The organism is Qipengyuania sp. L-5Y, assembly GCF_056859455.1.
In genome coordinates this window covers 1-24399 of sequence record NZ_JBSXOM010000029.1, presented here as the reverse complement: position 1 = coordinate 24399, position 24399 = coordinate 1, and the positions used below count along the sequence as shown (strand labels likewise).

Annotated in this window: 19 protein-coding genes and 2 pseudogenes; 7 read left to right on the top strand and 14 right to left on the bottom strand. The window is 59.0% G+C overall.

The window, feature by feature from the left end; translation table 11 throughout:
• Positions 1-2: 2 nt before the first annotated feature.
• From AC13F2_RS09105 to AC13F2_RS09085, 5 genes are all read right to left on the bottom strand, one after another.
• A complete protein-coding gene (locus AC13F2_RS09105; RefSeq protein ID WP_006834185.1) occupies positions 3-479 on the bottom strand; it encodes a Zn-ribbon domain-containing OB-fold protein in 477 nt (158 codons plus the stop codon).
• Positions 476-1648, bottom strand: coding sequence for a thiolase C-terminal domain-containing protein (locus tag AC13F2_RS09100; RefSeq protein WP_006834186.1), 1173 nt, complete (start codon positions 1646-1648; stop codon positions 476-478). The genes AC13F2_RS09105 and AC13F2_RS09100 overlap by 4 nt, the downstream gene beginning before the upstream one ends.
• On the bottom strand, positions 1645-2337 hold the full coding sequence (locus AC13F2_RS09095) for a Coq4 family protein (RefSeq protein WP_006834187.1): 693 nt from the start codon (positions 2335-2337) through the stop codon (positions 1645-1647). Before AC13F2_RS09095 ends, AC13F2_RS09100 begins: the two co-directional genes overlap by 4 nt.
• An 80-nt stretch (positions 2338-2417) precedes the next feature.
• The gene (locus tag AC13F2_RS09090) at positions 2418-3560 is read right to left on the bottom strand and encodes an NAD(P)H-dependent flavin oxidoreductase (protein WP_006834188.1); all 1143 of its coding nucleotides are present in this window, start codon (positions 3558-3560) and stop codon (positions 2418-2420) included.
• Between the two features lie 50 nt (positions 3561-3610).
• Positions 3611-4417: a FadR/GntR family transcriptional regulator gene (locus tag AC13F2_RS09085; RefSeq protein ID WP_234036496.1), complete on the bottom strand. Its 807-nt coding sequence runs from the start codon at positions 4415-4417 to the stop codon at positions 3611-3613.
• A 123-nt stretch (positions 4418-4540) separates the two neighbouring features.
• Between AC13F2_RS09085 and AC13F2_RS09080 the strand changes: the two genes are divergently transcribed.
• The 5 genes from AC13F2_RS09080 (at position 4541) to AC13F2_RS09060 (ending at position 11426) form a co-directional block, all read left to right on the top strand.
• Positions 4541-5803, top strand: coding sequence for a cytochrome P450 (locus tag AC13F2_RS09080; RefSeq protein WP_006834190.1), 1263 nt, complete (start codon positions 4541-4543; stop codon positions 5801-5803).
• 28 nt (positions 5804-5831) lie between these two features.
• Positions 5832-6158 carry a 2Fe-2S iron-sulfur cluster-binding protein gene (locus AC13F2_RS09075; protein WP_006834191.1) on the top strand — a complete coding sequence of 109 codons (327 nt, stop codon included), beginning with the start codon at positions 5832-5834 and terminating at the stop codon, positions 6156-6158.
• 68 nt (positions 6159-6226) lie between these two features.
• Positions 6227-7438, top strand: a complete 1212-nt coding sequence (locus AC13F2_RS09070; protein ID WP_482964315.1) for an acyl-CoA dehydrogenase family protein — start codon at positions 6227-6229, stop codon at positions 7436-7438.
• 18 nt (positions 7439-7456) lie between these two features.
• Positions 7457-8527, top strand: a complete 1071-nt coding sequence (locus AC13F2_RS09065; RefSeq protein ID WP_482964316.1) for an acyl-CoA dehydrogenase family protein — start codon at positions 7457-7459, stop codon at positions 8525-8527.
• A gap of 166 nt (positions 8528-8693) precedes the next feature.
• Positions 8694-11426, top strand: a complete 2733-nt coding sequence (locus AC13F2_RS09060; RefSeq protein WP_063506921.1) for a TonB-dependent receptor — start codon at positions 8694-8696, stop codon at positions 11424-11426.
• Between the two features lie 118 nt (positions 11427-11544).
• Here AC13F2_RS09060 and AC13F2_RS09055 read toward each other — a convergent pair whose 3' ends face one another.
• Positions 11545-12690 (bottom strand): IS3 family transposase, encoded by a 1146-nt coding sequence (locus tag AC13F2_RS09055; protein WP_482970467.1) that lies wholly within the window; start codon positions 12688-12690, stop codon positions 11545-11547.
• Between AC13F2_RS09055 and AC13F2_RS09050 the strand changes: the two are divergent.
• A pseudogene (locus AC13F2_RS09050) lies at positions 12592-13548 on the top strand (IS110 family RNA-guided transposase); the annotation flags it as partial. The gene AC13F2_RS09055 and the pseudogene AC13F2_RS09050 overlap by 99 nt on opposite strands.
• A gap of 235 nt (positions 13549-13783) precedes the next feature.
• Here AC13F2_RS09050 and AC13F2_RS09045 read toward each other — a convergent pair.
• A pseudogene (locus AC13F2_RS09045) lies at positions 13784-14047 on the bottom strand (transposase); the annotation flags it as partial.
• A 239-nt stretch (positions 14048-14286) separates the two neighbouring features.
• Here AC13F2_RS09045 and AC13F2_RS09040 point away from each other — a divergent pair.
• Positions 14287-14925: a TetR/AcrR family transcriptional regulator gene (locus AC13F2_RS09040; RefSeq protein ID WP_482964317.1), complete on the top strand. Its 639-nt coding sequence runs from the start codon at positions 14287-14289 to the stop codon at positions 14923-14925.
• 41 nt (positions 14926-14966) lie between these two features.
• On the opposite strand, the gene AC13F2_RS09035 is transcribed toward AC13F2_RS09040, so the two are convergent.
• From AC13F2_RS09035 to AC13F2_RS09005, 7 genes are all read right to left on the bottom strand, one after another.
• Entirely contained in the window at positions 14967-15584 is a 618-nt protein-coding gene (locus AC13F2_RS09035; protein ID WP_094062454.1) for an ABC-type transport auxiliary lipoprotein family protein, read from the bottom strand.
• On the bottom strand, positions 15581-16453 hold the full coding sequence (locus tag AC13F2_RS09030) for an MlaD family protein (RefSeq protein WP_234036495.1): 873 nt from the start codon (positions 16451-16453) through the stop codon (positions 15581-15583). Before AC13F2_RS09030 ends, AC13F2_RS09035 begins: the two co-directional genes overlap by 4 nt.
• Positions 16454-16488: 35 nt before the next feature.
• Positions 16489-17256 carry an ABC transporter ATP-binding protein gene (locus tag AC13F2_RS09025; protein WP_094062453.1) on the bottom strand — a complete coding sequence of 256 codons (768 nt, stop codon included), beginning with the start codon at positions 17254-17256 and terminating at the stop codon, positions 16489-16491.
• Positions 17253-18353 carry an ABC transporter permease gene (locus AC13F2_RS09020; protein WP_063510889.1) on the bottom strand — a complete coding sequence of 367 codons (1101 nt, stop codon included), beginning with the start codon at positions 18351-18353 and terminating at the stop codon, positions 17253-17255. Before AC13F2_RS09020 ends, AC13F2_RS09025 begins: the two co-directional genes overlap by 4 nt.
• A gap of 643 nt (positions 18354-18996) precedes the next feature.
• On the bottom strand, positions 18997-20445 hold the full coding sequence (locus AC13F2_RS09015; protein WP_160683005.1) for an efflux transporter outer membrane subunit: 1449 nt from the start codon (positions 20443-20445) through the stop codon (positions 18997-18999).
• On the bottom strand, positions 20442-23705 hold the full coding sequence (locus AC13F2_RS09010) for a multidrug efflux RND transporter permease subunit (RefSeq protein WP_094062451.1): 3264 nt from the start codon (positions 23703-23705) through the stop codon (positions 20442-20444). Before AC13F2_RS09010 ends, AC13F2_RS09015 begins: the two co-directional genes overlap by 4 nt.
• A 3-nt stretch (positions 23706-23708) precedes the next feature.
• Positions 23709-24293, bottom strand: coding sequence for an efflux RND transporter periplasmic adaptor subunit (locus tag AC13F2_RS09005; RefSeq protein ID WP_482970466.1), 585 nt, complete (start codon positions 24291-24293; stop codon positions 23709-23711).
• Between the last annotated feature and the right edge of the window lie 106 nt (positions 24294-24399).

Below are 24399 nucleotides of genomic sequence, written 5' to 3'. Positions count from 1 at the left end.
GTCTATCCTTCTGCGCGCGCGATCGCGACGGGTCGGAATACTGGCAGGCGAAAATCTTCGGAGATCGGCTCGAAATCCAGCGTGACCGGCAGATCGAGCTCAAGCTCGTCGAGCGCGCAATCGACCAGCCGGGTTGCCATGCGCACTCCCTCCTCCAGTTCCACCACCGCAGCGATGAAGGGAATCTCGCCGGCGAAGGCGGGATGCAGTGCCTGATGGGTCACCGTCCAGGAAAACAGCGTGCCATTGCCGGTGCTACGCTCCCACGACCATTCAGGAGAACCGCATCGGGCGCACATATAGCGCGGCAAATGCCGAAAACTGCCGCATCCTTCGCACTGCTGGAAGTAAAGGTTGCCGTCCTGACACCGGTTCCAGAATTCCTGCTCCACCGGATCCTGCGGGCGCGGCTTTGGCTTGGCTGGTGCGGCCTGCGCCGAGGGGCGCATCTTGGGCGGCAGATCTTTCTCGTCGCTCACGCAAACCTCCTCAAAATCGCTATACTGCCGTCACCCAGATCGCCCCAGCCGGTCACCAGGCCGGTCTGGGCGCCTTCGACCTGCCGCTCCCCACAATCGTGGCGCAACTGACGCACCGCCTCGACGACATGGTTCAGTCCCCAAACATGGGCCTCGCTCAGCAGGCCGCCATGGGTGTTGACGGGATAGCGCCCGCCCAGCTCGATCTGGCCATTCGCGACGAACTCTGCCTGTCCACCTGGTTCGCAATAGCCCAGGGCCTCCAGCTGAAGGAGAACCACGTAGGTGAAGCAGTCGTAGATCTGCAGAAAATCCATGTCTTCGCGATCGACCCCCGCCATTTCGAACGCGCGCGGCGCGGCGTAGCTCAGGCCGATCTTGAAGGGGTCGGGACGCGAAGGGATATCGTCGGCGGGGTAAGGATGCCCTTCAGCCGCACCGGCGATGCTCACGGGAACATGCGGCATGTCCCTGGCGCGGTCTATTCGCGAAACCACGACTGCGCATGCCCCGTCAGTCTCCAGACAGCAATCGTAGAGGCGAAAGGGTTCGGATATCCAGCGCGCGGAATGGTAGGTTTCGGCATCCAGTTCCCGGCCATAAGTGAAGGCCTGCGGATTCATCTGCGCATGGCGACGGCACGCCAGTGCAACGGCCGCCATCGCTTCCGGGCCGATATCGTAAATTCGGGAGTGCCGGGTGGCGAGCCAGGCATACATCTGCACCGGCAGGAACACGCCATACGGAATGTAATAGCCTTGGATCGTATTCGTCAGGGTGTTCATGTTCATCGGCCGCGTCGGCGGTGCGCCAGGCTTGGGCCGCAAGGCGGAATAACCGTTCCACCCGAGCGTCACCAGCACATGGTCGCATAAGCCGCTGGCAATTGCCATCGCGGCGTTCTGGAGTGCCGTGGTAGGGCTCGCCCCGCCCATGTGGACCGTAGAGGCATAGCGCAGAACTTCGATACCGAGGTTAGCCGCCATCTCTTCCGAGGTGGTGTAGATCGGCGGAGGAACCATGCCGTCGATATCCGACGGCTTCAGCCCTGCATCTGCTATGGCTTTGCGCGATGCTTCCAGCATCATGTCGACCGCGGTTTTCTCGGTGCCTTTCACGAAAGCGGTTTCGCCCACTCCGGTGATGGCCGATTTGTCGCTTAAGCTCATGCCTGCCTGACCGCCTGGTAATCGCGTTCGAGCTGTTCGGAAAGAGCGCGCACCCTCTGATAGGTCTCCGGCGGACGCAGTCGCAACTCGCGGCGGACATCCTCCAACGGACGATCGAGATTTTCTTCCCAGTAGAAGGTGGTCAGATCGGCTGCAGCCCGGCCCCGGCGCCACGCTTCAAATGCAGCGCGCGCCACTGGCAACTGGGCAGCTTCCAGTTTCATCTTGGGAATGCCGACGCCCAAGATGAAAGCGATCCCGTGATTATAGAATTGCGCGTTTCCGAAGGACAGCACGCACAATTCGCCCAGTGCGTCCCTGCCGTATCCGGCGACGTCATGAAACAGGTCATGCGAATCGCGAAGGCGCCGACGATAGAGGGAAACATCGGGGTCGCCGAGGTCCTCCAGACCTCCGGCCTCGCTGGCTTCCGCCAGACCTTCTGCTGTCAGACCCTCCCCGTAAACAAAATCGAGGTAGGCTCGGCCAAGCGTGCCAGACGCACAGGTCGCAAGGCGTTTGCGATCGCACAAGGTTTCAAGTAGGTCGGCCCGGTCGGAAGCGATACGCCGCCCATCGCTCGACTTCATGAAGCGATTGAAATTCCGATAATAGGAATTGCCCGACAATGCCTTGACGATACGGAACACCTGCGCCGTATCCTCCTTGTCGGCAATCAACTGCCTCATTGCCCCAGCGCTCTGAGAGGCTCTACGGGGCGGCGCAATTCATGACCTTTGGCGTAAGCCATCTTCTTGCCTCCTGCGCTTCACTTGTAGATACCAGCGGACGCCAACGCCTTCTCGGCTCCATCGACCAGGTCGCGCATCACTTCGGCGGCAGGCCGGATCGAATCGATCAGGCCGATGCCTTGCCCCGCGAAGCCGGGGATGACATCCTTGCGCTCTGCCTTGATCCCGGAGGCCATGACCGGGCCGGAGATCATCGACTGATAGGGCATCGGCAGAGGCTCCTTTCCGGCCTGCACCCAGGCGTCGGCCCATTTGTTACGGATCATGCGCGCCGGTTTGCCGGTAAGCGATCGACTAACGACCGTATCGGCATCGCCGCTTTCGGTGATCGCCTCTTTCTGGAAGCGCTCGATGCCCGCTTCCTCGGTCGCGAGAAATGCCGTGCCGACCCACGCGCCCTCTGCCCCCAGCATCATCGCAGCGGCAACACCCCGGCCATCCGAGATACCGCCGGCCCCAAGGACAGGAACACGATCGCCAACGGCGTCGACCACCTGGGGAATCAAGGAAATAGTCCCGATCGGCGAGTTGTGACCTCCGCCATCGTGCCCTTGCGCGACGATCATGTCGATGCCCGACCCGACGACCTGTTCGGCGTGCTTGACCTTGCCGATCACCGCCATGACCTTGGTGCCATTGGCATGGAGCCGATCCATCCAGGGTTCAGGATTGCCAAGGCCGGCAGCATAAACCGGCACCTTTTCCTCGATCACCACTTCCATCTGCGCCTCAAAGAATTCCTTCGAGAACAACTGCGGGCCGCCCTTGCCCATTTCAGGCGCGCCCGCCGCCCGCATGGCGGCGGCAGCATCGACCTCCGGAAGCTCTTCACGATCCATGAAGTCGCGCGCGAACTGCTGATATTCACCCATCAGATCCATGGGATTTTGGGGTGCAGCACCGCTTTGAGGGGCAGAGCCGCGCCTGACCGACGCGGGGAGCAGCGTATCGACACCGAAAGGTTTGTCGGTCAATTCCCGGGTCTGGCGAATCCAGTCACGCAACTGATCGGGCGAACACGCCGCGGCACCCAGGACCCCGAGCCCGCCGGCATTCGAAACCGCAGCCGCCAGCGCCGGAACGCTCGCTCCGCCCATCCCGGCAAGCAGGATCGGGTACCGGATCCCCAGCATTTCGCATATTCGGCTCTTCAACGCCATTCTTCCTCTCCAGCCACTTGCCTAAACGCACACTCAAACTATTGAAAATTCTACAGCTGCCCCCACCGCACCCGCTGCGAGACCAGCTCGGGGCTGCGCTCCGAAAGATAGACGGCAGAGCCGGCCACCAACCGGCTCATTGCTTGACGGGCCGCGGCGCTGTCGCCAGTCCGCACTGCCTCGAGCACCCGCACCAGAAACTTCATCTGCACCGCCCGTTCCTGTGCCGAATATCCCAGCGAATGGGAAAACTCGCGGGTCAACAGATGCATCGCAGAGGTCAGCAAACCGAACAGCGGATTGCCGCTCGCCCAACCCAACAAGTCGTGAAATCTGCGATTAAGTTCCTCGAATTGATCAGAGGCTTCATGATGCCTCAATTCCGCCAGACACCCTGCCAACGCGCTGAGATCAGCGGTAGTTGCACGCTGGGCTGCATACCCTGCGACATCGGGAGCAATTGCTTCGCGCAATTCAAGCAAACCACGCAAATCGGCTTCCATGAAATGCAGAATCAATGACAAACTGCTTGCAAAATCGCCGGTCTGCGGACGGGCTACGACGGGACCTCCACCACGGCCGAGCTGGAGATGGATGACCCCTTGCAATTCCAGGAACCGCAAAGCCTCCCGCAAAGTTGCGCGCGCAACCTCGTAACGCGCGAGCATTTCATCCTCGCGCGGAAGCCTGTCACCCGGGTTATGGCGACCCGCCTCGATGTCCCGCACGATGCTTTGCGCAAGAGAAAGGGCACGCTTGGCCTTCTTCACCGCTGACATCCGCCACTCATCAGCACACCCGCACCTCTCGAATAAAAAGTATAAGGATATTAGCAAACCTTCGTTGGATCGGCACACTATCCGATGGGATTGGTGTCTGCAAGGGACTAAAAGAGTATACGATTTATTGACTGCACGAGATGTCTCCCTTAAGGATGACTGAAGGCCGATCAGGCCTGAGATGTAGAAGGAATAGTTCTTATGGACAGCCAGATCGCCGAGCCGGATGCCGCGGCGAGGATCGCGTCAATTCCGATCGAGGAAATCGACGTGGCCCGGCCAAGCCTGTTTCAGAACGATACCATCGGTCTATTTTTTGACAGGTTGCGCGCCGAAGAACCTGTCCACTACTGCCGCGAGAGCTATGTCGGCCCTTACTGGTCCATTACCAAGTTCGACGACATCATGGCGGTGGACACCAATCATAAGGTCTTCTCTTCGGAAGCGAAGCTAGGCGGAATTGCAATCCAGGACATGCATTCGGTGGAAGGCGCGCTCGAACTTGAAATGTTCATAGCGATGGACCCGCCCAAGCACGATCAGCAGCGCAAGGCGGTGACTCCGGCAGTGGCTCCGTCCAACCTGCAACTGCTCGAGCCGATCATCCGCAAGCGCGCGGGAGAGATTCTCGATGAACTCCCGATTGGCGAAGATTTCGACTGGGTGGATAAGGTTGCGATCGAGTTGACGACGATGACGCTGGCAACCTTGTTTGATTTCCCTTGGGAGGAGCGGCGCAAGCTGACGCGCTGGTCCGATGTAGCAACTGCGGCACCTGAAACCGGGATCGTCGAATCCTACGAGGCGCGGCGCGAAGAACTCATCGGTTGCGCGATGTATTTCAAGACTCTGTGGGACGAACGGATAAACGAGGAGCCGAAGAACGACCTCATCTCGATGATGGCTCATTCTCCCGCCACGCGCGACATGCCGTTCCTCGAGTTTCTCGGCAATCTTATGCTGCTGATCGTCGGTGGAAACGACACAACACGCAATTCCATCAGCGGCGGCGTGCTCGCCTTGAACCAAAGCCCGGACGAGTACGCGAAACTCGACGCGGATCCTTCGCTCATTAGCAAAATGGTTCCGGAAATCATCCGTTGGCAGACCCCCCTCACTCATATGCGCCGCACCGCGCTGGAAGATTGGGAGATCGGCGGCAAACAGATCAAGAAGGGCGACAAGGTGGTGATGTGGTACCTGTCAGGCAACCGCGACGAGAGTGCTATCGAGCGCGCGGACCAGTTCATCATCGACCGCAAAAATCCGCGCCATCACCTCTCATTCGGCTATGGCATTCACCGCTGCATGGGAAACCGGCTCGCGGAACTGCAGCTGCGGATCATCTGGGAAGAAATTCACAAGCGCTTTTCCCGGGTCGAGGTTACAGGTGAACCAGAGCGTCTTTTTTCAAACCTCGTCCGCGGAATCACCAGGCTGCCGGTGCGGCTCCGCGCCCGCTGACTCTCGAGATCGAAATGCGGAGTTCAAGATGATCAAAATTACGTTCGTGGCTAGCGATGGTGAGCGACGGGAGGTCGAAATAGAAGAAGGCGAGACAGCCAGGGAAGCGGCGCTATACAATGACGTGCCGGGTATCGATGGCGATTGCGGAGGGGTATGTGCTTGCGCGACCTGTCATGTGCATGTCGATCCCGAATGGATCGACAAGGTGGGTCGGCTTATGCATGATGGAATGGAGGCCGACCTCTTGCAGTTCGCCGAAGGCACCACTGAATACAGTCGCCTTGCCTGTCAGATTCCGATGAAGCCGATGCTGGATGGATTGGTTCTTCACCTACCCGAACAACAATACTGACGGAGGGATCCTCGTCCCCGTAGCCTACATTCTTATCTGTCTTTCCTTGATTCTTCGAGAAAACACCCATGGCCACACAAATCGAGCCCGCAACCCAGACCGACGAAGACGCCTTCCGCGCGGAAGTGCAGCAATTCCTCGCCGACAATTTCCCGCCCGAACTGAAAGGCCAGTCCAACGCGCTCGCGGGCGTGGACGGCCCGACCAATGAAACGCCGGCGCAGACCAAGTGGCGCGAAGCCGTGGGCGCGCGCGGCTGGGGCACCCCCACCTGGCCGAAGGAATACGGCGGCGGCGGCCTGACCAAGGCGCAGGCCAAGATCATCGACCAGGAATTCGCCAAGGCGGGTGCCTACAACCCGATCGGCGGCATGGGCGTCATGATGTTCGGGCCGACGCTGCTCGAATACGGGAACGAGGCGCAGAAAAAGGAACACATCCCCCCGATCTGCCGCGGCGAAATCCGCTGGTGCCAGGGCTACAGCGAACCCAATGCCGGTTCCGACCTCGCCAATTTGCAGACCTTCGCCGAGGACAAGGGCGACCATTACCTCGTCAATGGCCAGAAGACCTGGACCAGCGGCGGGCAATGGGCGGACAAGTGCTTCGCCATCGTTCGCACCGACAAGAGCGACAAGCACAAGGGCATCAGCTTCATGCTGATCGACATGGATTCGCCCGGCGTCGAAGTCCGCCCGATCACCATGATCAGCGGCACGAGCCCGTTCTGCGAAACCTTTTTCACCGATGTGAAGGTGCCGAAGGAAAACCTCGTCGGCGAGGAGGGCCAGGGCTGGACCATCGGCAAGCGGCTGCTCCAGCACGAACGCACCAATATTTCGGGCGGCGGCAGCCTTGCTCGCCTCATGGGCCAGAGCCTCGGCGAAATCGCCAAGAAGTACCAGCCGACCGGCGACGATGGCGAGCTTGCCGATGCCGTGCTGCGCGACAAGATCGCCGATTTCGAGATCCGCTGGAAAAGCTTCCTCCTCACCGCGCGCCGCGCCGTCGAGGAAAGTAAGGCGCAGGGCGGCGTGTCCGAGATCAGCTCGGTGCTCAAGAAGCTCGGCACCAAGCTCAGCCAGGAACGCAGCGAGTTGCTGATCGAAATCCGCGGGCTTCAGGGCCTCGGCTGGGAAGGCGACGGCTTTTCGGACGGCGAGCTCGGGGCCGTGCGCGCGTGGCTCTTCGGCAAGGCCACGACGATCTATGGCGGCTCGACCGAAATCCAGAACAACATCATCGCCAAGCGCGTGCTCGGCATGCTCGACCACCAGTAAGAGAGGGGAGCAAGGACAATGGCAGTTCTCAACGAAGAACAGGAAATGCTGCGCGACATGGCGCGCGAATGGGTCGTCAACGAAAGCCCGGTCACCGAATTCCGCAAGGTCCGCGCCAGCGGCGAGCCCGAAGCCTTCAACCGCGACGCCTATGCGACGATGGCGCAGATGGGCTGGGCCGGGGTCATCATCCCCGAAGAGCACGGCGGGTCGGACTTCGGCTTCCTGTCCGCGGGCCTCGTCGTCGAGGAACTCGGCAAGACGCTGACCGCCAGCCCGCTGGTGATGAACACGGTAGCCGCGAGTGCCATCGTGCTGGGTGGCAGCGACGAGCAGAAAGCGAAGTGGCTGCCTAAACTGGCGAGCGGCAAGGCGATTGCGACGCTAGCGGTCGATGAGGGCGCAAAGCACGATCCGTCGAAGATCGAGACCAGCGTATCGGGCGGCAAGCTGTCGGGCACCAAGGCTTTCGTCCACGAGGCGCATGGTGCCGACCTGTTCGTAGTGGCCGCAAAGGACGGGCTTTATCTCGTGGAGAAAGGCGACGGCGTGTCGCTAGCCACGCGCAAGCTCACCGACCAGCGCAGCCATGCCGACGTCACCTTCGACGGCGCGGCGGCGGAGAAGCTCGCCAATGGCGGCGACAACCTGCTCGATGACGTGCTCGACCGCGCGCGCGTGCTCACCGCAGCCGAAATGCTCGGCATGGCGCAGCAAGTGTTCGACGACACGCTCGACTATCTGAAGCAGCGCGTGCAGTTCAACCAGGTGCTGGCGAGCTTCCAGGCGCTGCAACACCGCATGGCGGACCTCTTCGCCGATCTCGCCCAGATGCGCAGCGCGGTCGAGGCGGGCCTGCAAGCCGTCGATGCCGGCTTCGGCGTGGCGCGCGCGGCGACCATCGCCAAGGCGGAAGCCAACCGCGTTATGCACACCATGGCAAACGAGGGCATCCAGCTGCACGGCGGGATCGGCATGACCGATGAGTACGACGTCGGCTTCTATCTCAAGCGCGCCCGCGTGCTGGAGCAGAGCTTCGGTTCGTCGAGCTGGTTAAAGGACCGATTTTCCAAGCTTTCTGGCTACTAGAAACCTGCATGTAGTGACCTGCATGGCATTTTTGCCACATGCTTGTCGACAATGTGAAATAATCCGTCAATTCATCTACCAAGTCTTGAAATGAAACGCGCTTATCGGCATCGTTTCTAACATCGACTAGTGCCTAGGATGGGGCACATTCTTAGAGGAGAGGCACATGAAAAGATTTCCATCACGCCACCATTGCGCCCTTGGTGCATTGGCAGCGGCACTTGCCTTCACACCGACAGCCGCCTTCGCCCAGGATGTTGGCGAACCCGATGCGGATCTGGTTGAAGGGGCCGATGTCGAAGACCAAAACGTAATCATTGTTACCGCGCAAGGGCGATCGCAGGTCTTGGCGGATGTTCCAGTCGCCGTGTCAGCTGTTTCCGGAGAAACCCTCCAGAATTCGGGCGCCAGCGACATACGTGAGCTGAACCAGGTTGCACCGTCCCTGCTGGTGTCTTCCACCGGCAACGAAGCTAACGGTTCCGCGCGTATTCGCGGTATCGGCACGGTCGGCGACAACCCTGGTCTGGAAAGTTCGGTCGCGGTTTTTGTCGATGGAGTCTATCGCTCTCGTTCGGGAAGCGCCCTGAGTGAGCTCGGCCCTATCGACAGGGTCGAAATCCTTCGCGGTCCCCAAGGTACTCTGGGCGGGCGGAACTCATCGGCAGGCCTGATCAATATCTACACCGCACCGCCCGAGTTCGATTTCAGCGCATACGGGGCCTTCACTTATGGCAACTATGATGCGATCCGCGTCGAAGGTGGCATAAACGCTCCGCTTGGCGACACCGTAGCTGCGCGTGTGGACGGCGTGTATTTTGAGCGCGACGGCTTCTACAACGATATTACCAACGGCGGGACGATCAACAATCGCGATCGTTATCTGGTCCGCGGTCAGCTCCTGTTCGAACCCAATGACGACCTGTCCATTCGCCTTGTCGGGGATTATTCCAAAAAGGACGAAGCGTGCTGTGCCGCGACGTTCGTCCAGCCCGAGTTTGCTCCGCTTGCACGGATCAGCGCTGGATTTGATCCCTTTACGAGGCCATCGGATGGGGCCGCCCTGACGAGTACCGCAAATCCGATCGTTCCCGTGTTGCTTGCGCTTGGGCAGGATCCGCGTGCCCTCACCCAGGATACATTCAACCGCGACCTGTACCCTACGCCGGGCAGAAGCTATGAAGGCGAAACCGAAGACTACGGTATTTCGGCTGAGATCAATTGGGATTTCGGGAACGTCACGTTGACGTCTATCACGGGCTACCGTGAATATGCCAACAGCCAGGGATCTGACACCGATTACACTACTGTCGATATTCTCTACCGCGCTCCGACCGAGAATGCTCTTGCTCGAGACTTTGAAACATTCACTCAGGAACTGCGCCTTACCGGTGAGGCCTTCGATGGCAAACTCGATTGGTTGATCGGCGCGTATTACGCCAATGAAGAACTGCAGGTGCGTGACAATCTGCGGTTCGGCACCCAGTACGGCAATTTCGTAGCGTGCCGCATCGCTATCGCGATCAACCCGGCTTTGGTCAATCCGGGGGCTTCCAATTGCCTGGGTGCCAACGTGGCGGCATTGGACGGTACGCTGACCGGAAGCCCGGCATTCGGCGCTGCAACCCCGGCGATCCTCGCAGGTATCAACAACCTTGCAAGCATCAGCGATTTGGGAACGGTCAGCGAGGTCTACAATCAGACGAGTGAGAACTTCGCGTTCTTCACGCATAATATCTTTGCGATCACGGATACGCTCGATTTGACGCTGGGGCTTCGTTATACAAACGAAACCAAGGACTTCGACGCAACTTTCCGCAACGACAACACGGTTTGTCCGACAAACCGCAATCTGCTCGGAGGCTTTCTGGGTGTTCCGACTTTGGCACCTCTGGCCGGTGGTATCATCAGCCTTTCCTGCCAAGGCAATTCGACATCGGAGCTCGATGGAGTTTCTCTCGAAGACTCGCGCGAAGAAGAGGAGTTTACCGGCACGGCTATCCTGAGCTGGAAGCCAACTCCCGATCTGCTAGTCTACGGTTCGTATTCACGCGGCTACAAGGCGGGCGGTTTCAACCTCGACAGGTCTGCACTGTCAAATCCGCTTGCGTTCGATCCGGCCAATATCTCGGCAGCCGCGCTGCAGTTCGATGAAGAAACAGTCGATGCATATGAGATCGGCCTCAAATACTCGACACGCGAGTTCGGGGTTAGCATTGCAGGCTTCCGGCAAGAGTTCAGTAACTTCCAGTTGAACACGTTCAATGGGGCGTTCTACATTGTGCAGACGGTCAATAGTTGCGATAGCGATCTCGGCGGGGCCGACAGAGACGCAAGCGCGACAACCGGTGCATGCTCTTCCGATGAAGTTGCACCAGGTGTGATCGCTCAAGGTGTCGAGATCGAAACCTATCTACGGCCCGCTCGTGATTTGGATATTACCCTTGGCGTCACCTATTCTGATACGAGCTTTGAAGACAATCTTATCGGGGACGATACCGGGGCACCGCTCGACCCCGCACTACGCTTGCTGCCAGGCGACAACCTGTCGAATGCACCAGAGATCGTGGCAACATCGTCGCTTACGTGGACGCCGCCAATCGGCGACAGTGGGCTCGAAGGCCTGGTCTTCGTGAACGCTCGTATGGCTGGTGATTACAACACCGGCTCCGACCTGCTCTTCAGCAAGGAACAGGACAGCTTCGTCGTAGTGAACGGGCGTGTGGGTCTGACCAATATTGCGGATCGCTTCGCGATCGAGGGATGGGTCAATAATTTGTTTGACGTTGGGTATACGCAGGTGGCCTTCAACACGCCTTTCGTGGCTCCGCAACAAACGTTCTCCGCTTTTCTTGCGGAACCGCGGACTTACGGCATCACCGTGCGCGGCAAGTTTTAAACTTACTCGCTAATTGCAAGAGGGTTCGGCGCTTCGCTGTGTCGGACCCTCTTTTTTGACCCTCTCTTCTCAGCCAATGTAACTGGTCTGAGTGACGTGCTCCCCTGATTGTTACCATTCAGAGGTAGAGTCTCGCGCCTTCATGATTGATGTTTGATGGGATGGCAACGTGTCTGGTGGCATGCCCCCAGACACGTTCGCCGGCGATCTCGGCGGGGGTCTTCCCGCCCAGTTTCGAGTGTGGCCTGACCGTGTTGTAGTCGTGCCGCCATGCAGCGAGCACGAACCGGGCGTGCGCCAGCGAGGTGAACAGCGTCTCGTTGCGGCATTCGTCGCGCAGACGGCCATTGAAGCTTTCCACGAAGCCGTTCTGCATCGGCTTGCCCGGCGCGATGTAGTGCCACTCGACCCGCCGCTCCTGTGACCAGCGCAGGATGGCCGATGAGGTCAGTTCGGTGCCATTGTCGCTGACCACCGTGTGTGGCTTGCCGCGCATCCCGATCAGGCTGGTCAGTTCCCGGGCGACCCGCGCGCCTGACAGCGACGTGTCGGCCACCAGCGCCAGGCATTCTCGCGAGAAGTCATCGACCACGCACAGGATGCGGAAGCGGCGACCACAGATCAGGCTGTCGGATACAAAGTCGAGCGACCACCGCTGGTTCGGACCATCTGGCAACACCATTGGCCTGCGCGTGCCCAGTGCCCGTTTCCGGCCGCCACGGCGGCGCACCCGTAGCCCTTCCTCGCGGTAGATGCGCAGCAACTTCTTGTGGTTGGGCCTCATGCCTTCCCGCGCCAGCAGGTAGCCCAGACGGCGGTAGCCGAACCGGCGACGCTCCGCTGCCAGCTCGCGCAACCGTTGCCGCAGTGCTCCGTCATCCGGCCTTGTCGGCTCGTAACGGATCACCCTGCGGCTCACACCAACCAGACTGCACGCCCGACGCTCGCTCAGCCCGTGCTGCTCACGGGCATGGGCGACGGCTTCCCGCTTCGCGCCGGGCGTTACCATTAATGAGATGACCCACCCTGTTCTACCACGCATGTTCTGCGGACCGAGAAGGAGGTAATGATGAGCATACGCAACCAACCAAGAGATGCAGCCGTGTTCGGCGTCGACATTGGCAAGACGATCTTTCACGTGGTCGGCCTTGATGCTGCCCACGCGCCGATCCAGAAGGCAACGTTCAGGCGAGAGACCTTGCTGCAGTTCTTCGAGCGCGCTTCCCCAGTGCTGGTCGGGATGGAAGCGTGCCCGGGCTCGCAGTGGCTGGCGCGCAAGCTGCAGGCGATGGGGCATACGGTCCGTATCGTGCCGGCACAGTTCGTGAAGCCTTTCGTGAAGTCGAACAAGAACGATATCATCGATGCAGAGGCCATCGCAGAAGCCGTGACCAGGCCGACCATGCGCTTCGTCGAGATTCGGACTCCTGAGCAGATCGACCTGCAAGCGCTCCACCGGGTTCGAGACCGGATGATCGCCCATCGAACGAGGCTGATCAGCCAGATGCGCGCTTTCTGCCTCGAGTATGGCATCGCGATCCATCAGGGGGCGGGCAAGTTCAAGGCCGAGATACCACGCGTGCTGGCAGATGAGACCAACGAGCTTACTCCTTCGATGCGCCGCATCCTGACAGAGGTTCACGGCGAGATGATGGAGCTCGAACAGCGCATCGCGACGATGAACCACGAGATCGAAGACATCGCAGCACGCAGCGATACCGCACGGCGCCTGATGACAGTGCCGGGCATCGGCCCGCTTGCCTCGACCGCTTTATTGGCGGCAGCCGGTTCCGGGCACCAGTTCGCCAAGGCTCGTGATCTTGCTGCCTGGCTCGGCTTGGTGCCGCGCGAACACTCGACCGGCGGGAAGACCAAGCTGCTCGGCATCAGCAAGCGCGGCAACAAGTATCTGCGAAGGATGATCGTCCATGGCGCTCGATCCTGCGTCACGCATCTTGACCGCAGCCGGGACCGACTGGGACCATGGCTCGATGGACTTGAGAGTCGGATGCACAAAAACAAGGTCACGGTTGCCTTGGCAGCCAAGATCGCTCGCATCGTCTGGGTGATCCTGACCAAGCCGGGTGCTACCTACGAGCGGCGCGTTCCAGCGTTCGGCTGAACGAAGCCGCCACCAACTGCGAGGTTCGTGAGAGTGATGACGAGACAGTGGACCAGCGCATCGTAAGCCCCTGCAAAAAAGCGGGCAGAAAGCCCGAAGCATTTATCTGGGAACGAGGCGCGCGGATCTCATCAAGGCCTGGCCGCAACAGCGGCCCACTCGCGAGAGGCCGGATACATTTGTGCAGACTGGCACCGTCAACACCAATCGACCCTTGCATGGACAGGGCGGGTCATACATTTTTTGATGCCAGATCCTTCAGCACCACGTTGTCGAGCATCGCCTCGGCCAGCAGCTTCTTCAGCCGGCTGTTCTCCTGCTCGAGCGTCCGCAGCCGCCGGGCATCGGAGACCTCCAGCCCGCCGAACTTCGACTTCCACTTGTAGAACGTGGCTGAACTGATCCCGTGGCGGCGGCACACCTCCGCCGTCGGCATCCCAGCCTCCTGCTCCTTCAATACCGCGATGATCTGCTCTTCGCTGAACCTGCTTCGTTTCATTTTCGTCCGACTCCTTCGCGTCGGACTCTACCAAAAGCCGGTCACATTTCAGGGGAGCACGTCAGTCCGTCTCCTTGTCAGGGCCGGACTCTACCTATCATTGGAGGAAATTTAGGGGCTCAGACCACTTGCGAAACTGTTGGCTAACGCCTCTGTCTTCTTTAAGATGGCGGCAATGGCGAGACGGGCGAAACATGTTGGCGGAGAGAAGTGCGTGCCAGGTGATGGAATCAAGTTGAATGGGTAGGCCTACCCGCCAAGCTTCGAGGGTTCTGTCGAGAAAGATACTTCGGACCGCTCGTCAAGCCTTCCTGGATGAAGGATTCGTCAGAACAACAACCGATCACATTGCCGAGAAAGCGGCGATATCAAAACGAACCCTGTATTCTCGGTACACGGGCAAATCGGCACTGTTCGAGCCTGTGATCTTGACGGAAATCCACGATCGGTTGAACGCTCTCGAACAGGACATACCGGACCTTGGCAATATCACTCTCGATCTTGTGGTCTTAGCCGAAAAGCTACTTTCGTGGATGCTTTCCGATGTGCATGTCGCTATGGAGCGCGTCGTGCTGGGGGAGGCCACGCGGTTCCCCGCACTTGCAAATAAAGTCTATGAGTTCGGGTTCATCCGCACCACAAAACTGGTGGTCAGAGTGTTGCAGAGAGCGAACGAAAAAGGCGAGATTGCCGTGTCAGATCCCGATTTTGCCGCTGAGCAATTCGTTTCGGCGGTGATCCTTTCACCGTTTCGTCGTGCGGCGCTGGGCATAACTGAAGCTGGCTACACCCCTGAAATTGCCGAACGAATGGATCGATCGGTAAACCTCTTCGTTTACGGTTGTCGACCGTCCGTTGCCGATAGTCCCTCACGATAAGCGGGGGTATGTGGAACCCGTTATCCAAACTGCACGACTAGTTATTCGCCCATATTTTCTCCGACCCAGACAGCCATCTCGTCAGCAATTTGCACACTTGCAGTGTTGAAAGCGTCGATGACTGACGAAACCGTGTTCTCTACTGCCGGCACTTGTCGGGAAAATTTCCCAACTGCCAGGGGGCCAGAGTTCGCAGCGCGAGCGAGTTCGGCTTGAGCGACCACACGGATAACCGGCGGCTTTTCGGACCCATTTTCGTAATAGGCCGCGTAAGAGGTGAATCTCGTAGAGAGCAAATGATGATCGGGTAATCCCGACTGGATCGGCACATAGGCCTGATTTACGTTGCGCTCTATGCTCTCCTTGAGCAGATCGCTTATCATCTCAGGGGCAGGGCTGGCCCACCGGGCCTCGGCCAAATATGTGATCTCCTGCATTTCGACAGTGGGGATCCGGTCTGCATCAGCACCTGAAGGCATCTGGGGTCGAGCGATATAAAGAGGTAAACGGCCTTGCGCGACAGCCGGTGCCGTGTCTGCATTGTTGCCCACCCGGTACAGGGACGTCTCGTCGCCAATTCCCAAAACACCGCCGCCGCACCCTGTCAGACCCACCAGCACCACGATGATCGGAAGGTTCTTCGATAGCAATCTGATCATTCTGACAGTTTCCTTTCACGGGGATTACGGCGCAGTTGACGAGAAAGCTGCTCTACTTCAGTCGCGGCTTTATCGAGCGATTCCAGTGTCTGGGCGATCCCTGATCCGTCCGGCCCGGCCAATCCGCTTGTGGCTGTATCGAGTTGCTGGATGACGGTGCGCGCCTCGGCGATCCCGGCCTTCAAATCTCTTGCGGCTGCCGACACGTCCGCGAAGGCCTCCCTGCCATCGCCTTCAATCGCCGTCCGTGCGGATTGCGCAGCACCTTCGACATCTGCAGCAGCGCGGTCCAGCCGGACCAATGTCTGTTCCGCTGTTTCAAACATACCACGACTGGCGCGCAGTTGCTCGGTGGTTGTCTTGACATCGGCAATCGCGGAAGAAATGTTCTCGATGTTTTCATCGGATAGAGCCCGATTAACGCGGCTCAGGACCTCCGAAGCATCGGCAAGCACCTCTCCGCCGCCATCCATCAGCGATTCCATCGAGCTTTCTTCCGCCTGGATGGTCGGTCGCTTATCGCTCGAGCTCTCCATTAGGAAAGGCTTTGTTGGCGTTCCGGCGCCGATCTGAATATGCTTGCCACCGGTAATTCCCTCGGACTCGGTCGTTGCCGTTGAATCTGATCGTACCGGCGTATCCTCTCGAACACGGATTTCGGTCACAACCAGATTCGGGTTGTCCGGATCGAGTTGGATTGACGTGACCTCCCCGACGGGAATCCCGTTGAATTGAACTTCGCTACCCTGGTTCAAGCCGCGAACAGGACCGTCGAAAACGACACGGTATTCGTCGAAATCACTGGTGAACTGCGATTGCCCCAACCACAGCACGAACGCGAAGGCCGCGCCCAGCAGGACAAGCGTCAACCCGCCGATAAGACCGTAATTCGCTTCTCGCTCCATTAGCAATTCCTCTCCTTGGCGCGTTTCGCCCGGCCCGCGAAGAAATCCTTGATCCATGGATGACCGGACTGTTCCAACTCGGGAATTGAAGCAATTTCCACAATTTTACGGTCAGCAACCACAGCGGCGCGGTCGCAAATGGAGTAGAGACTGTCGAGATCGTGAGTTATCATGACTACGGTGAGGCCCAGCGTGTCGGTCAAGGTGCGGATAAGTTGGTCGAATTCTGCCGCACCGATGGGATCAAGCCCTGAAGTAGGCTCGTCCAGAAAGAGTAATTCAGGGTCGAGGGCCAAGGCCCTGGCAACACTGACGCGCTTGCTCATGCCCCCTGAAAGTTCGGTCGGCTGTTGACGCGCGACTTCCGCTTCGAGGCCCACCAGACCAATCTTCATCAAGGCGACACGCTTTAGCCATTCGCCGCGCAATTCGGCATGCTCGATCAAAGGCGCTTCGACATTCTGCTGAACGGTCAGCGATGAAAATAGCGCACCGTGCTGGAACATCACGCCAATGCGGCGATCGACGGCAAGGCGATCAGAGGCATTCGACATTTCCTTGCCAAAAATTTCGATAGTTCCGCTATGCGGTTCAAAAAGGCCGAGGATGGCATTCACCAAAACCGACTTTCCGCTTCCCGATCCGCCAATGATTGCAAGAATCTCTCCCCGGCGCACCTCCAGGTCCAGATCTTCGTGAACGACATGGTCGCCAAAGCGGGTGGTCAGACCCTGGACACTGATAATCTGGTCATTCTCTTCGCTCATATGCCGAACACATTGAAAAGAACGGCAAAGGCAGCATCTAGAAAGATGATGGCGAACAGCGCCTGGACAACTGCCACGGTGACTCGGGAGCCGAGTTGCTCGACATCGCCTTTGACAGCAAGGCCGTGCCGACATCCAGTAATGGCAATCGCGGCAGCAAGAACCGGAACCTTCGCTATCCCGACCCAGAAATGGCGAATTTCCACCGCGCTTTCCAACCGCTCGATGAACAGAATCGGGCTTACGCCCATAATGCCCCAGCTGGCGACCAGGCCCCCGGCCAGGCCAGCGATCATGGCGATGACCGAAAGTAACGGCATGGTGATGAGCAAGGACAAGAAACGGGGGAGGACAAGAGCGTCGAACAGATCGATACCCATAACCTGCATCGCCTCGGTTTCCTGGTTCATGCGCATCGCACCGATCTGGGCGGCAAAGGTCGATGTCGATCGCCCGGCAAGAAGGATTGCGGGTATCAACACGCCAAACTCTCGCAGGACCGATATGCCGACCAGTTCCACGACCAGTTCCGCTGCCCCCAATTGTTCCAGCAGATCGCTTCCAATCAGGGCGACCACCGCCCCGATAAAGAACGTCATGATGGCAATCAGCGGCAAGGATTCGAGTCCGGCTTTCTGGATTGACGATGCCAGGGCAACGGGCCTGATGCGGCTGGGGTTTGCGATCGAACGAACCAGAGAAACCTCTAGCTTCCCCAGAAACCGCGCGCTTGTTTTTATGGACTGTCCTGCCCGATAAACCACTTTCCCCAAGCGTACGTGCAGCGGGTGGCGGGCAGCCTCCGAGGCATCTTCTCCCTGGGTGGCGGCGTCCACGAGTTCGAACAAGCGCGCCAGATTTTCAGGCAGTCCCTCAATTTTTGCCGCTCGGTGCACAAGCGTCAGGATTGCAAGCGCGCCGACGCTGTCGATCCGACCTAGCTCGCTGCAGTCGATTTCCGGATGATCCGAAGAACCATACGAAACTGTCGGTGGGAGTTCTGCGAGGTTTTGCGTAATCCAGTCGCCTGAAACGACCAACGTGGCATTTTCCTGTTCCTCTCGAACGAAGATCTCTGGCCGTGATCCCAGCTTCATCGAGCAAAGAGAACAGCTGGAATCATAGGTGCATCAACAGAAACCGGAGCTGGTCGAGCAATGCATCCGGGATACACTCCAAATTCGCCGGAAGCAGTCCGATCCGCTTTGAACAAATAGCTCATGCCGCACTGTCTCTGACCCTTAAGTAGACTGGTTCGTATCATTAACTTAGGGGGTAGGCAAGTGCGCCTAAACGTCTCTCTTGCTAGGTATCGAATTCGCAACTTCAGCTTTATCGCGCAGACGCGGGACATACTGTATCTTCAGAGGATAGCCTATTGCAAACCGCCGGCCATATCGTATCGAATCGGCTAGGCACGTAAGGGGAGGCATCTCCCGGGAAGAGCCTGGTACGGTACGGCTCCGCGCCATTGGCTCGTTTCGCATCGAGCTTGCCTGAGGCGAGACGATCTTCGTCCTGCCGCCGAACGTGTGGAACCTTCTACCCCGGTCTCGATTGCTAATCGGGTGGCCCGTTTGCTCCTGTAGCGAGGCAAAGACGCATGGCCCTCATGCTGCGTTGCGGGAATATCGGAGCTTGCCGGACAACGGCGGCGCTTGGCCCGAAGGCTGGCGAGGTGAGATACCGTCTGAGCGACGTCCGCCCGCGTTGACCTTTGCCGGATTTGCAAGAGTTCTATTAAGTCCCTTGCCAGAGGAGCTTTTCGTCTCCAATACCGCCGCCCAGAGCTACGAAAAGCGTAGCGCAGTTCTGGAGCAAGGCCCGTTCGGTCGCGAGAAGCTCCTGGCGGGCGTTGAACAGGTTTCGTTCAGCATCGAGAACCTCGAGATAATTGGTTACACCCTCCCGATAGCGCAGGCGCGCGATATGGGCGATCCGTTCCTGTGCGATCACGGCGCGTTCCAGGGTTGCAACCTGCTCGGCCAACCAGCGACGTCCGGCCAGTGCATCCGAGACTTCACGGAAGGCCTCCTGGACGGTCCGATCGTAATTCGCCACCTGCTCGACCTCCAGGGCCTGGGCGAGAGCCAGATTGGCTTCGCGTGCACCCCAGTCGAAAATGGGCAGCGAAATGGCCGGACCGAAGCTCCATCCCCAACCGCTGCCCGAAAACAGATCATCAAGGCTGCTTGACGAAAATCCCGTATTGCCGGTCAGCGAGATAGTGGGGAAGAATGCTGCGCGAGCGGCACCGATATTGGCACGTGCTGCCCGTAGCTGTTCTTCGGCCGCGACGATATCGGGCCGTACAAAAAGCAAGGTAGACGGCAGGCCCGCCGCCAGCCGCCGCTCATTACCCTGCTGCGCCAGAGCGAGCCCGTCGGGAAGCGGCTCGGGAATAGTTCCACCCACCAATACCGCCAGCTGATTGTGTAGACGCGCCAATGTTAGCTGCTCGGCTGCCAGTCGCTGTTCTGCCTGGGTCAGCAGTGTTTCCGCCTGACGGAAAGGCAGTGCCGAGGTCACGCCATTATCGAGACGCACTTTTGCAATCCGCAGCCCTTCGCGCCTGCTTTCGGCGGTGGCTTCGGCCAGGGCGATCTGTTCTTCCGTCTCGACGATTTCGTAATAGGTCGCCGCCGTATCCGCAATCAACGAGAGATAGAAAGCACGCTGCGCGGCAACCGTTGCGAGATATTCCGCGCGCGCGGCGTCGCTTAGGCTCGCGACCCGGCCCCAGAAGTCCAATTCAAAGGCACTGACGCCAACGCCTACGTCAAAGCGGTTAAACGTAATCGCATCGGGAGCACCCTCCACATCACCTGTGTCGAGCGCGGGATTAGCCGAAAGCGGCTGGCGTGTGCGAACGGCACCTGCATCAGCAACGATATCAGGCAGTCTGCGGCTGTCCTGGATGCGATAACGCGCGCGAGCCTGTTCTATGCGCGCGGTTGCTGCCAGCAAATCACGATTATTCTCCAGCGCAAGGGCGACGAGGCCCCGCAGGCGAGGATCCACGAACCATTCGCGGTAGGAGAGCTGGGAAGCGACGACTTCGCCATCGGGCAAGTATTCACTGTCGAATGTGGGCGTCGTGGCCGGCGCGGGCCGGACATGGTCGGGCGCCATGCTGGCGCAACCTGCCAGCATCGTCGAAGCCAAGGCCAGGGCAATCAAATGTTTCATCGGACTGGCTCCTCATCCGGACCCGGTTCCGTGTCGTCCGGCTTTGCTTTTCCGGGATCAGCCTCGTCCAGATGTCCGGCTGCGACCGGCTGCTTGCGGCTGACATTCCTGCGCACCAGCAGATAGAGCATCGGGATAAGGAAAATGCCGAAAATCGTAGTTGCGATCATTCCGCCCATCACTCCGGTACCTACCGAGATGCGGCTCGCCGCACCGGCGCCTGAAGCAAGCGCCAAAGGCACCATACCCATGGTGAACGCCAGCGAAGTCATGATGATCGGCCGCAGGCGCAGGCGGGCTGCAGACTTTATTGCATCTATCCGTCGCAACCCTCGTTCTTCTTCCTCGATCGCGAATTCGACAATGAGGATCGCGTTCTTGGCGGCAAGGCCAACAATCGTGATCAAGCCGACGTTGAAATAGATATCCGCCGAAAGGCCGCGTAGCATGGAAAACACGACTGCGCCCAGCACGCCGGTGGGAACAATCAGCAGAACTGCTAGGGGTACCGCCCAGCTTTCGTAGAGCGCAGCAAGCACCAGGAACACGACAATTATCGACAAGCCAAGAAGAAAGCCGATCTGCCCACCCGCCTGTTTTTCTTCGTAAGAAAGGCCAGTCCATTCATAGCCGATGCCTTGCGGCAATTGCTCTGCAAGTTGCTCCATCTCGGCAAGCGCGGAGCCAGAGGACTCACCGGGGGCGGCCGTTCCCGAAAGTGTCATCGCGGGGTATCCGTTATATCGCGACAGGCTGGCGGGTGCTGCCGACCAACGGGCGGACGCAAAGGCGCTGAATGGCACTAACTCTCCGCTTGCATTTGGAATGCGCAGGGCCATGATATCCTCGGGCGTCATCCGATAAGGGGCGTCAGCCTGTATTTGCACCTGCAGCACACGTCCGTCGCGGTTGAAATCGTTGACATAAGCTGAGCCGAAAGTGATCGATAGCGCAGTGTTCACATCGGACAGCGAAAGGCCGAGTGCACGAGCCTGAACCCTGTCAATTTCAACCTCGACCTCTGGGCTGGGACCCTGGTCTTCCGGTCGCAGATTGGCAATAACTGGACTTTGAGAAGCAATGCCCAGCATTTGGTCGCGCGCTGCGGTCAGAGTTTCGCGCCCCACCCCGCCACGATCCTGCAACTTGAGGGTGAAGCCGCTGGCCCTGCCCAGCGACTGGATTGCAGGAGGCTGGATTACAAAGGCACTGGCATTGTCGAGCTGCATAAAACGGTCCATTGCATCTGCCAGCATTTCGCCGGCGCTACTGTCGGGCCCAGTCCGTTCTTCCCAGGGTTTGAAAGTTGTAAACATCAAGGCGTTGTTCTGCCCGCGTCCAAAGAAGCTGAAACCGCGGACAAGTACGAGGTTCTCAACTTCCTCACGATTCATCCAATATCCGGTGATCGGCTCCAACGCTTCGTCAGTTCGAGCCTGGGTCGCACCTGGTTGGGTCTGGACCGCAGTGATAAGAAATCCCTGGTCTTCGGTCGGCAGCATCGCGGATGGAAGGCGGGCGAACAGCACCACCGTCAGCAGGATGAGCGTGAGGAAAACCGCGAAGCCGGGCCATGGCCGCGACAGGATACGGTCATTGGTGCGACCGTATTTTTCCTGCATTCGCGCAAACCAACGGTTAAAACGCGAGAAAAAGCGCGCTCCGAAACCGCCGGCACGCGCCAGCATGCCTCGCCAACCCGACGCTGCCTCGACCTCCGGATCAACGTCCACTTCTCCGGCATCATCGTGTTCATGATCCATCGGCTTGAGAAAGGTCGCGCACAAGGCTGGGGTAAGCGAAAGAGCCAGAAAAGCTGAAAAGAAGATCGCGATTGCCAGCGTGACCGAAAATTGCCGATAGATTCCGCCTGTGGAGCCGGGGAAGAACGCCATCGGGATGAAAACGGCAATCAATACCAGCGTGATACCGATGATCGCACCGGTGATTTGCCCCATTGCCTTGCGGGTAGCCTCCAGCGGCGGCAACCCTTCCTCGCGCATGATGCGTTCGACATTTTCAATGACCACGATGGCATCATCCACAAGGATACCGATAGCCAGGACCATGCCAAAAAGTGACAGAACGTTGATGGAGAAACCGAACAGCCACAATCCCAGACACGCCCCGGCCAAGGCGATCGGCACCACAAGTGTGGGGATGAGCGTGGCGCGCCAATTCTGCAGGAAGAGAAACATAACGAGAAAGACGAGGACCATTGCCTCGACCAGCGTTATGACGACTTCTTCCACCGACGCTTCGACGAATGGGGTAGTGTCGTAGGGGATCTCCCATGCCACATCAGGTGGCAAGCCTTCGTCGATTTCGGCCAGGCGTTCCCGGATACCTTCGGCCGTGGTCAAGGCATTGGCACCGGTAGCGAGTTGGATCGCCATCCCGGCCATCGGCTGGCCATTGAGGGTGGCGGAGGTCGCATAGGATTGAGCCCCGATCTCGACCCTCGCGACTTCACCCAACCGCACCACTGCTGCACCTGTGTTGGCCCGCAAAATAATGTTCTCGAACTCCTCCACGGTAGAGAAGCGGCCCTCGGTGGAGATGTTGGCCGTAATGAGTTGCCCTTCGGCAAGTGGTTGTGCGCCGATGGCACCGCCTGCCGTCTGAGCGTTTTCTTCGCGGACTGCTGTCAGCACGGCTGACGGAGACAGATTGTAGGAAGCCAGCGCTTCGGGATCGAGCCAGATGCGCATTGCATAAGGCGATCCGAACAACATAACGTCGCCCACGCCGTTTACCCGGCGTAGTTCGTCGATCACCTGGTTGGATGCGATATTACCAAGATCGGTGGAATCAAGACTTCCGCTGGCGGACGTCAAGGCTACGATCATGAGGAACCCCTCACTCGCCTGCCGAACTGTAATGCCTTGGCGGCGCACCTCCTCGGGCAGGCGGGCCTCCACCGTGCTGAGGCGGTTCTGCACCTCGGTTTGGGCGATATCGATGTCAGTGCCCGCTTCGAAGGTCAGAGTAATGCTGGCCTGCCCCGCCGAGGTGCTGGTCGAGGACATATAGAGAAAGCCATCGACCCCATTGAGTTGCTGCTCGATTACCTGAGTAACATTCTGCTCGAGCGTCTCTGCCCCGGCGCCTGGATAAACGACATTGATCGTCAACGACGGCGGCGCGACTTCGGGATATTGTTCGACCGGCAAGGCGCGCAAGGCAAGCAGCCCCGCAAGAAGGATAGCCAGCGAAACCACCCAGGCGAAAATCGGGCGAACGATGAAGAAGCGTGCCATGCGCTAGCGACCCTTGCCAGAAGCGGCGGTAGAGGGAGCGGGGGCAGGTCGACGGCCGGTGGGCGTGTTGGATATCTTGACCGGAACGCCCGGTCGGATTTTCTGAAGATTGCTCACAATAACCGTATCGCCTGGCTTCAGACCGCTTTCGACGATCCATTCGCCATCGACCATATTTCCCAGCTTGATCGGCCGGACCAGGGCCTGCCCCTCCTTGTCGATCAGGTAAACGGAACCGCCCTCACCGGTCAGAATCACTGCCTGTTGCGGGATCGTGATCCCGTTCGGGATCTTGCCGGCATAAATTTTCGCCCGCACGAACTCGCCCGGAAGCAGCAGGCGTGACGAATTACTGAATTCGGCACGCAGCTCAACGGTCCCGGTCTGTTCATCGACCGAGAAATCAAGAAAATCGATATAACCCCTGATAGGATATTCGGTCCCGTTACCGAAGGTGAGGCGTACCTCGATCTGTTCGCCATCATTCAGATCGATTTCGCCCGAAGCGATGGCGCGGCGCAGGTCGATGACCTCGCTGGCTGCCTGTGCGAAGCTTAGAGCCTGACCCGAAACTAAGTTGGGTGATATCAGCGAGTTAGCTTGACGGCCAAATCCAGGGCTGATTCAGGAGTTTTGCGAAGAACTTCTGGAGATCAGTGATGTGGACCGATACCACCCGTTCGCAGTATGCGCG

Bases quoted from the DNA above. Each gene is read 5' to 3' on its own strand.
- AC13F2_RS09100 (WP_006834186.1), bottom strand. From the start codon at position 1,648: ATGAGCTTAAGCGACAAATCGGCCATCACCGGAGTGGGCGAAACCGCT.
- AC13F2_RS09095 (WP_006834187.1), bottom strand. From the start codon at position 2,337: ATGAGGCAGTTGATTGCCGACAAGGAGGATACGGCGCAGGTGTTCCGT.
- AC13F2_RS09090 (WP_006834188.1), bottom strand. From the start codon at position 3,560: ATGGCGTTGAAGAGCCGAATATGCGAAATGCTGGGGATCCGGTACCCG.
- AC13F2_RS09080 (WP_006834190.1), top strand. From the start codon at position 4,541: ATGGACAGCCAGATCGCCGAGCCGGATGCCGCGGCGAGGATCGCGTCA.
- AC13F2_RS09075 (WP_006834191.1), top strand. From the start codon at position 5,832: ATGATCAAAATTACGTTCGTGGCTAGCGATGGTGAGCGACGGGAGGTC.
- AC13F2_RS09070 (WP_482964315.1), top strand. From the start codon at position 6,227: ATGGCCACACAAATCGAGCCCGCAACCCAGACCGACGAAGACGCCTTC.
- AC13F2_RS09065 (WP_482964316.1), top strand. From the start codon at position 7,457: ATGGCAGTTCTCAACGAAGAACAGGAAATGCTGCGCGACATGGCGCGC.
- AC13F2_RS09060 (WP_063506921.1), top strand. From the start codon at position 8,694: ATGAAAAGATTTCCATCACGCCACCATTGCGCCCTTGGTGCATTGGCA.
- AC13F2_RS09040 (WP_482964317.1), top strand. From the start codon at position 14,287: ATGGGTAGGCCTACCCGCCAAGCTTCGAGGGTTCTGTCGAGAAAGATA.
- AC13F2_RS09035 (WP_094062454.1), bottom strand. From the start codon at position 15,584: ATGATCAGATTGCTATCGAAGAACCTTCCGATCATCGTGGTGCTGGTG.
- AC13F2_RS09025 (WP_094062453.1), bottom strand. From the start codon at position 17,256: ATGAGCGAAGAGAATGACCAGATTATCAGTGTCCAGGGTCTGACCACC.
- AC13F2_RS09020 (WP_063510889.1), bottom strand. From the start codon at position 18,353: ATGAAGCTGGGATCACGGCCAGAGATCTTCGTTCGAGAGGAACAGGAA.
- AC13F2_RS09015 (WP_160683005.1), bottom strand. From the start codon at position 20,445: ATGAAACATTTGATTGCCCTGGCCTTGGCTTCGACGATGCTGGCAGGT.
- AC13F2_RS09010 (WP_094062451.1), bottom strand. From the start codon at position 23,705: ATGGCACGCTTCTTCATCGTTCGCCCGATTTTCGCCTGGGTGGTTTCG.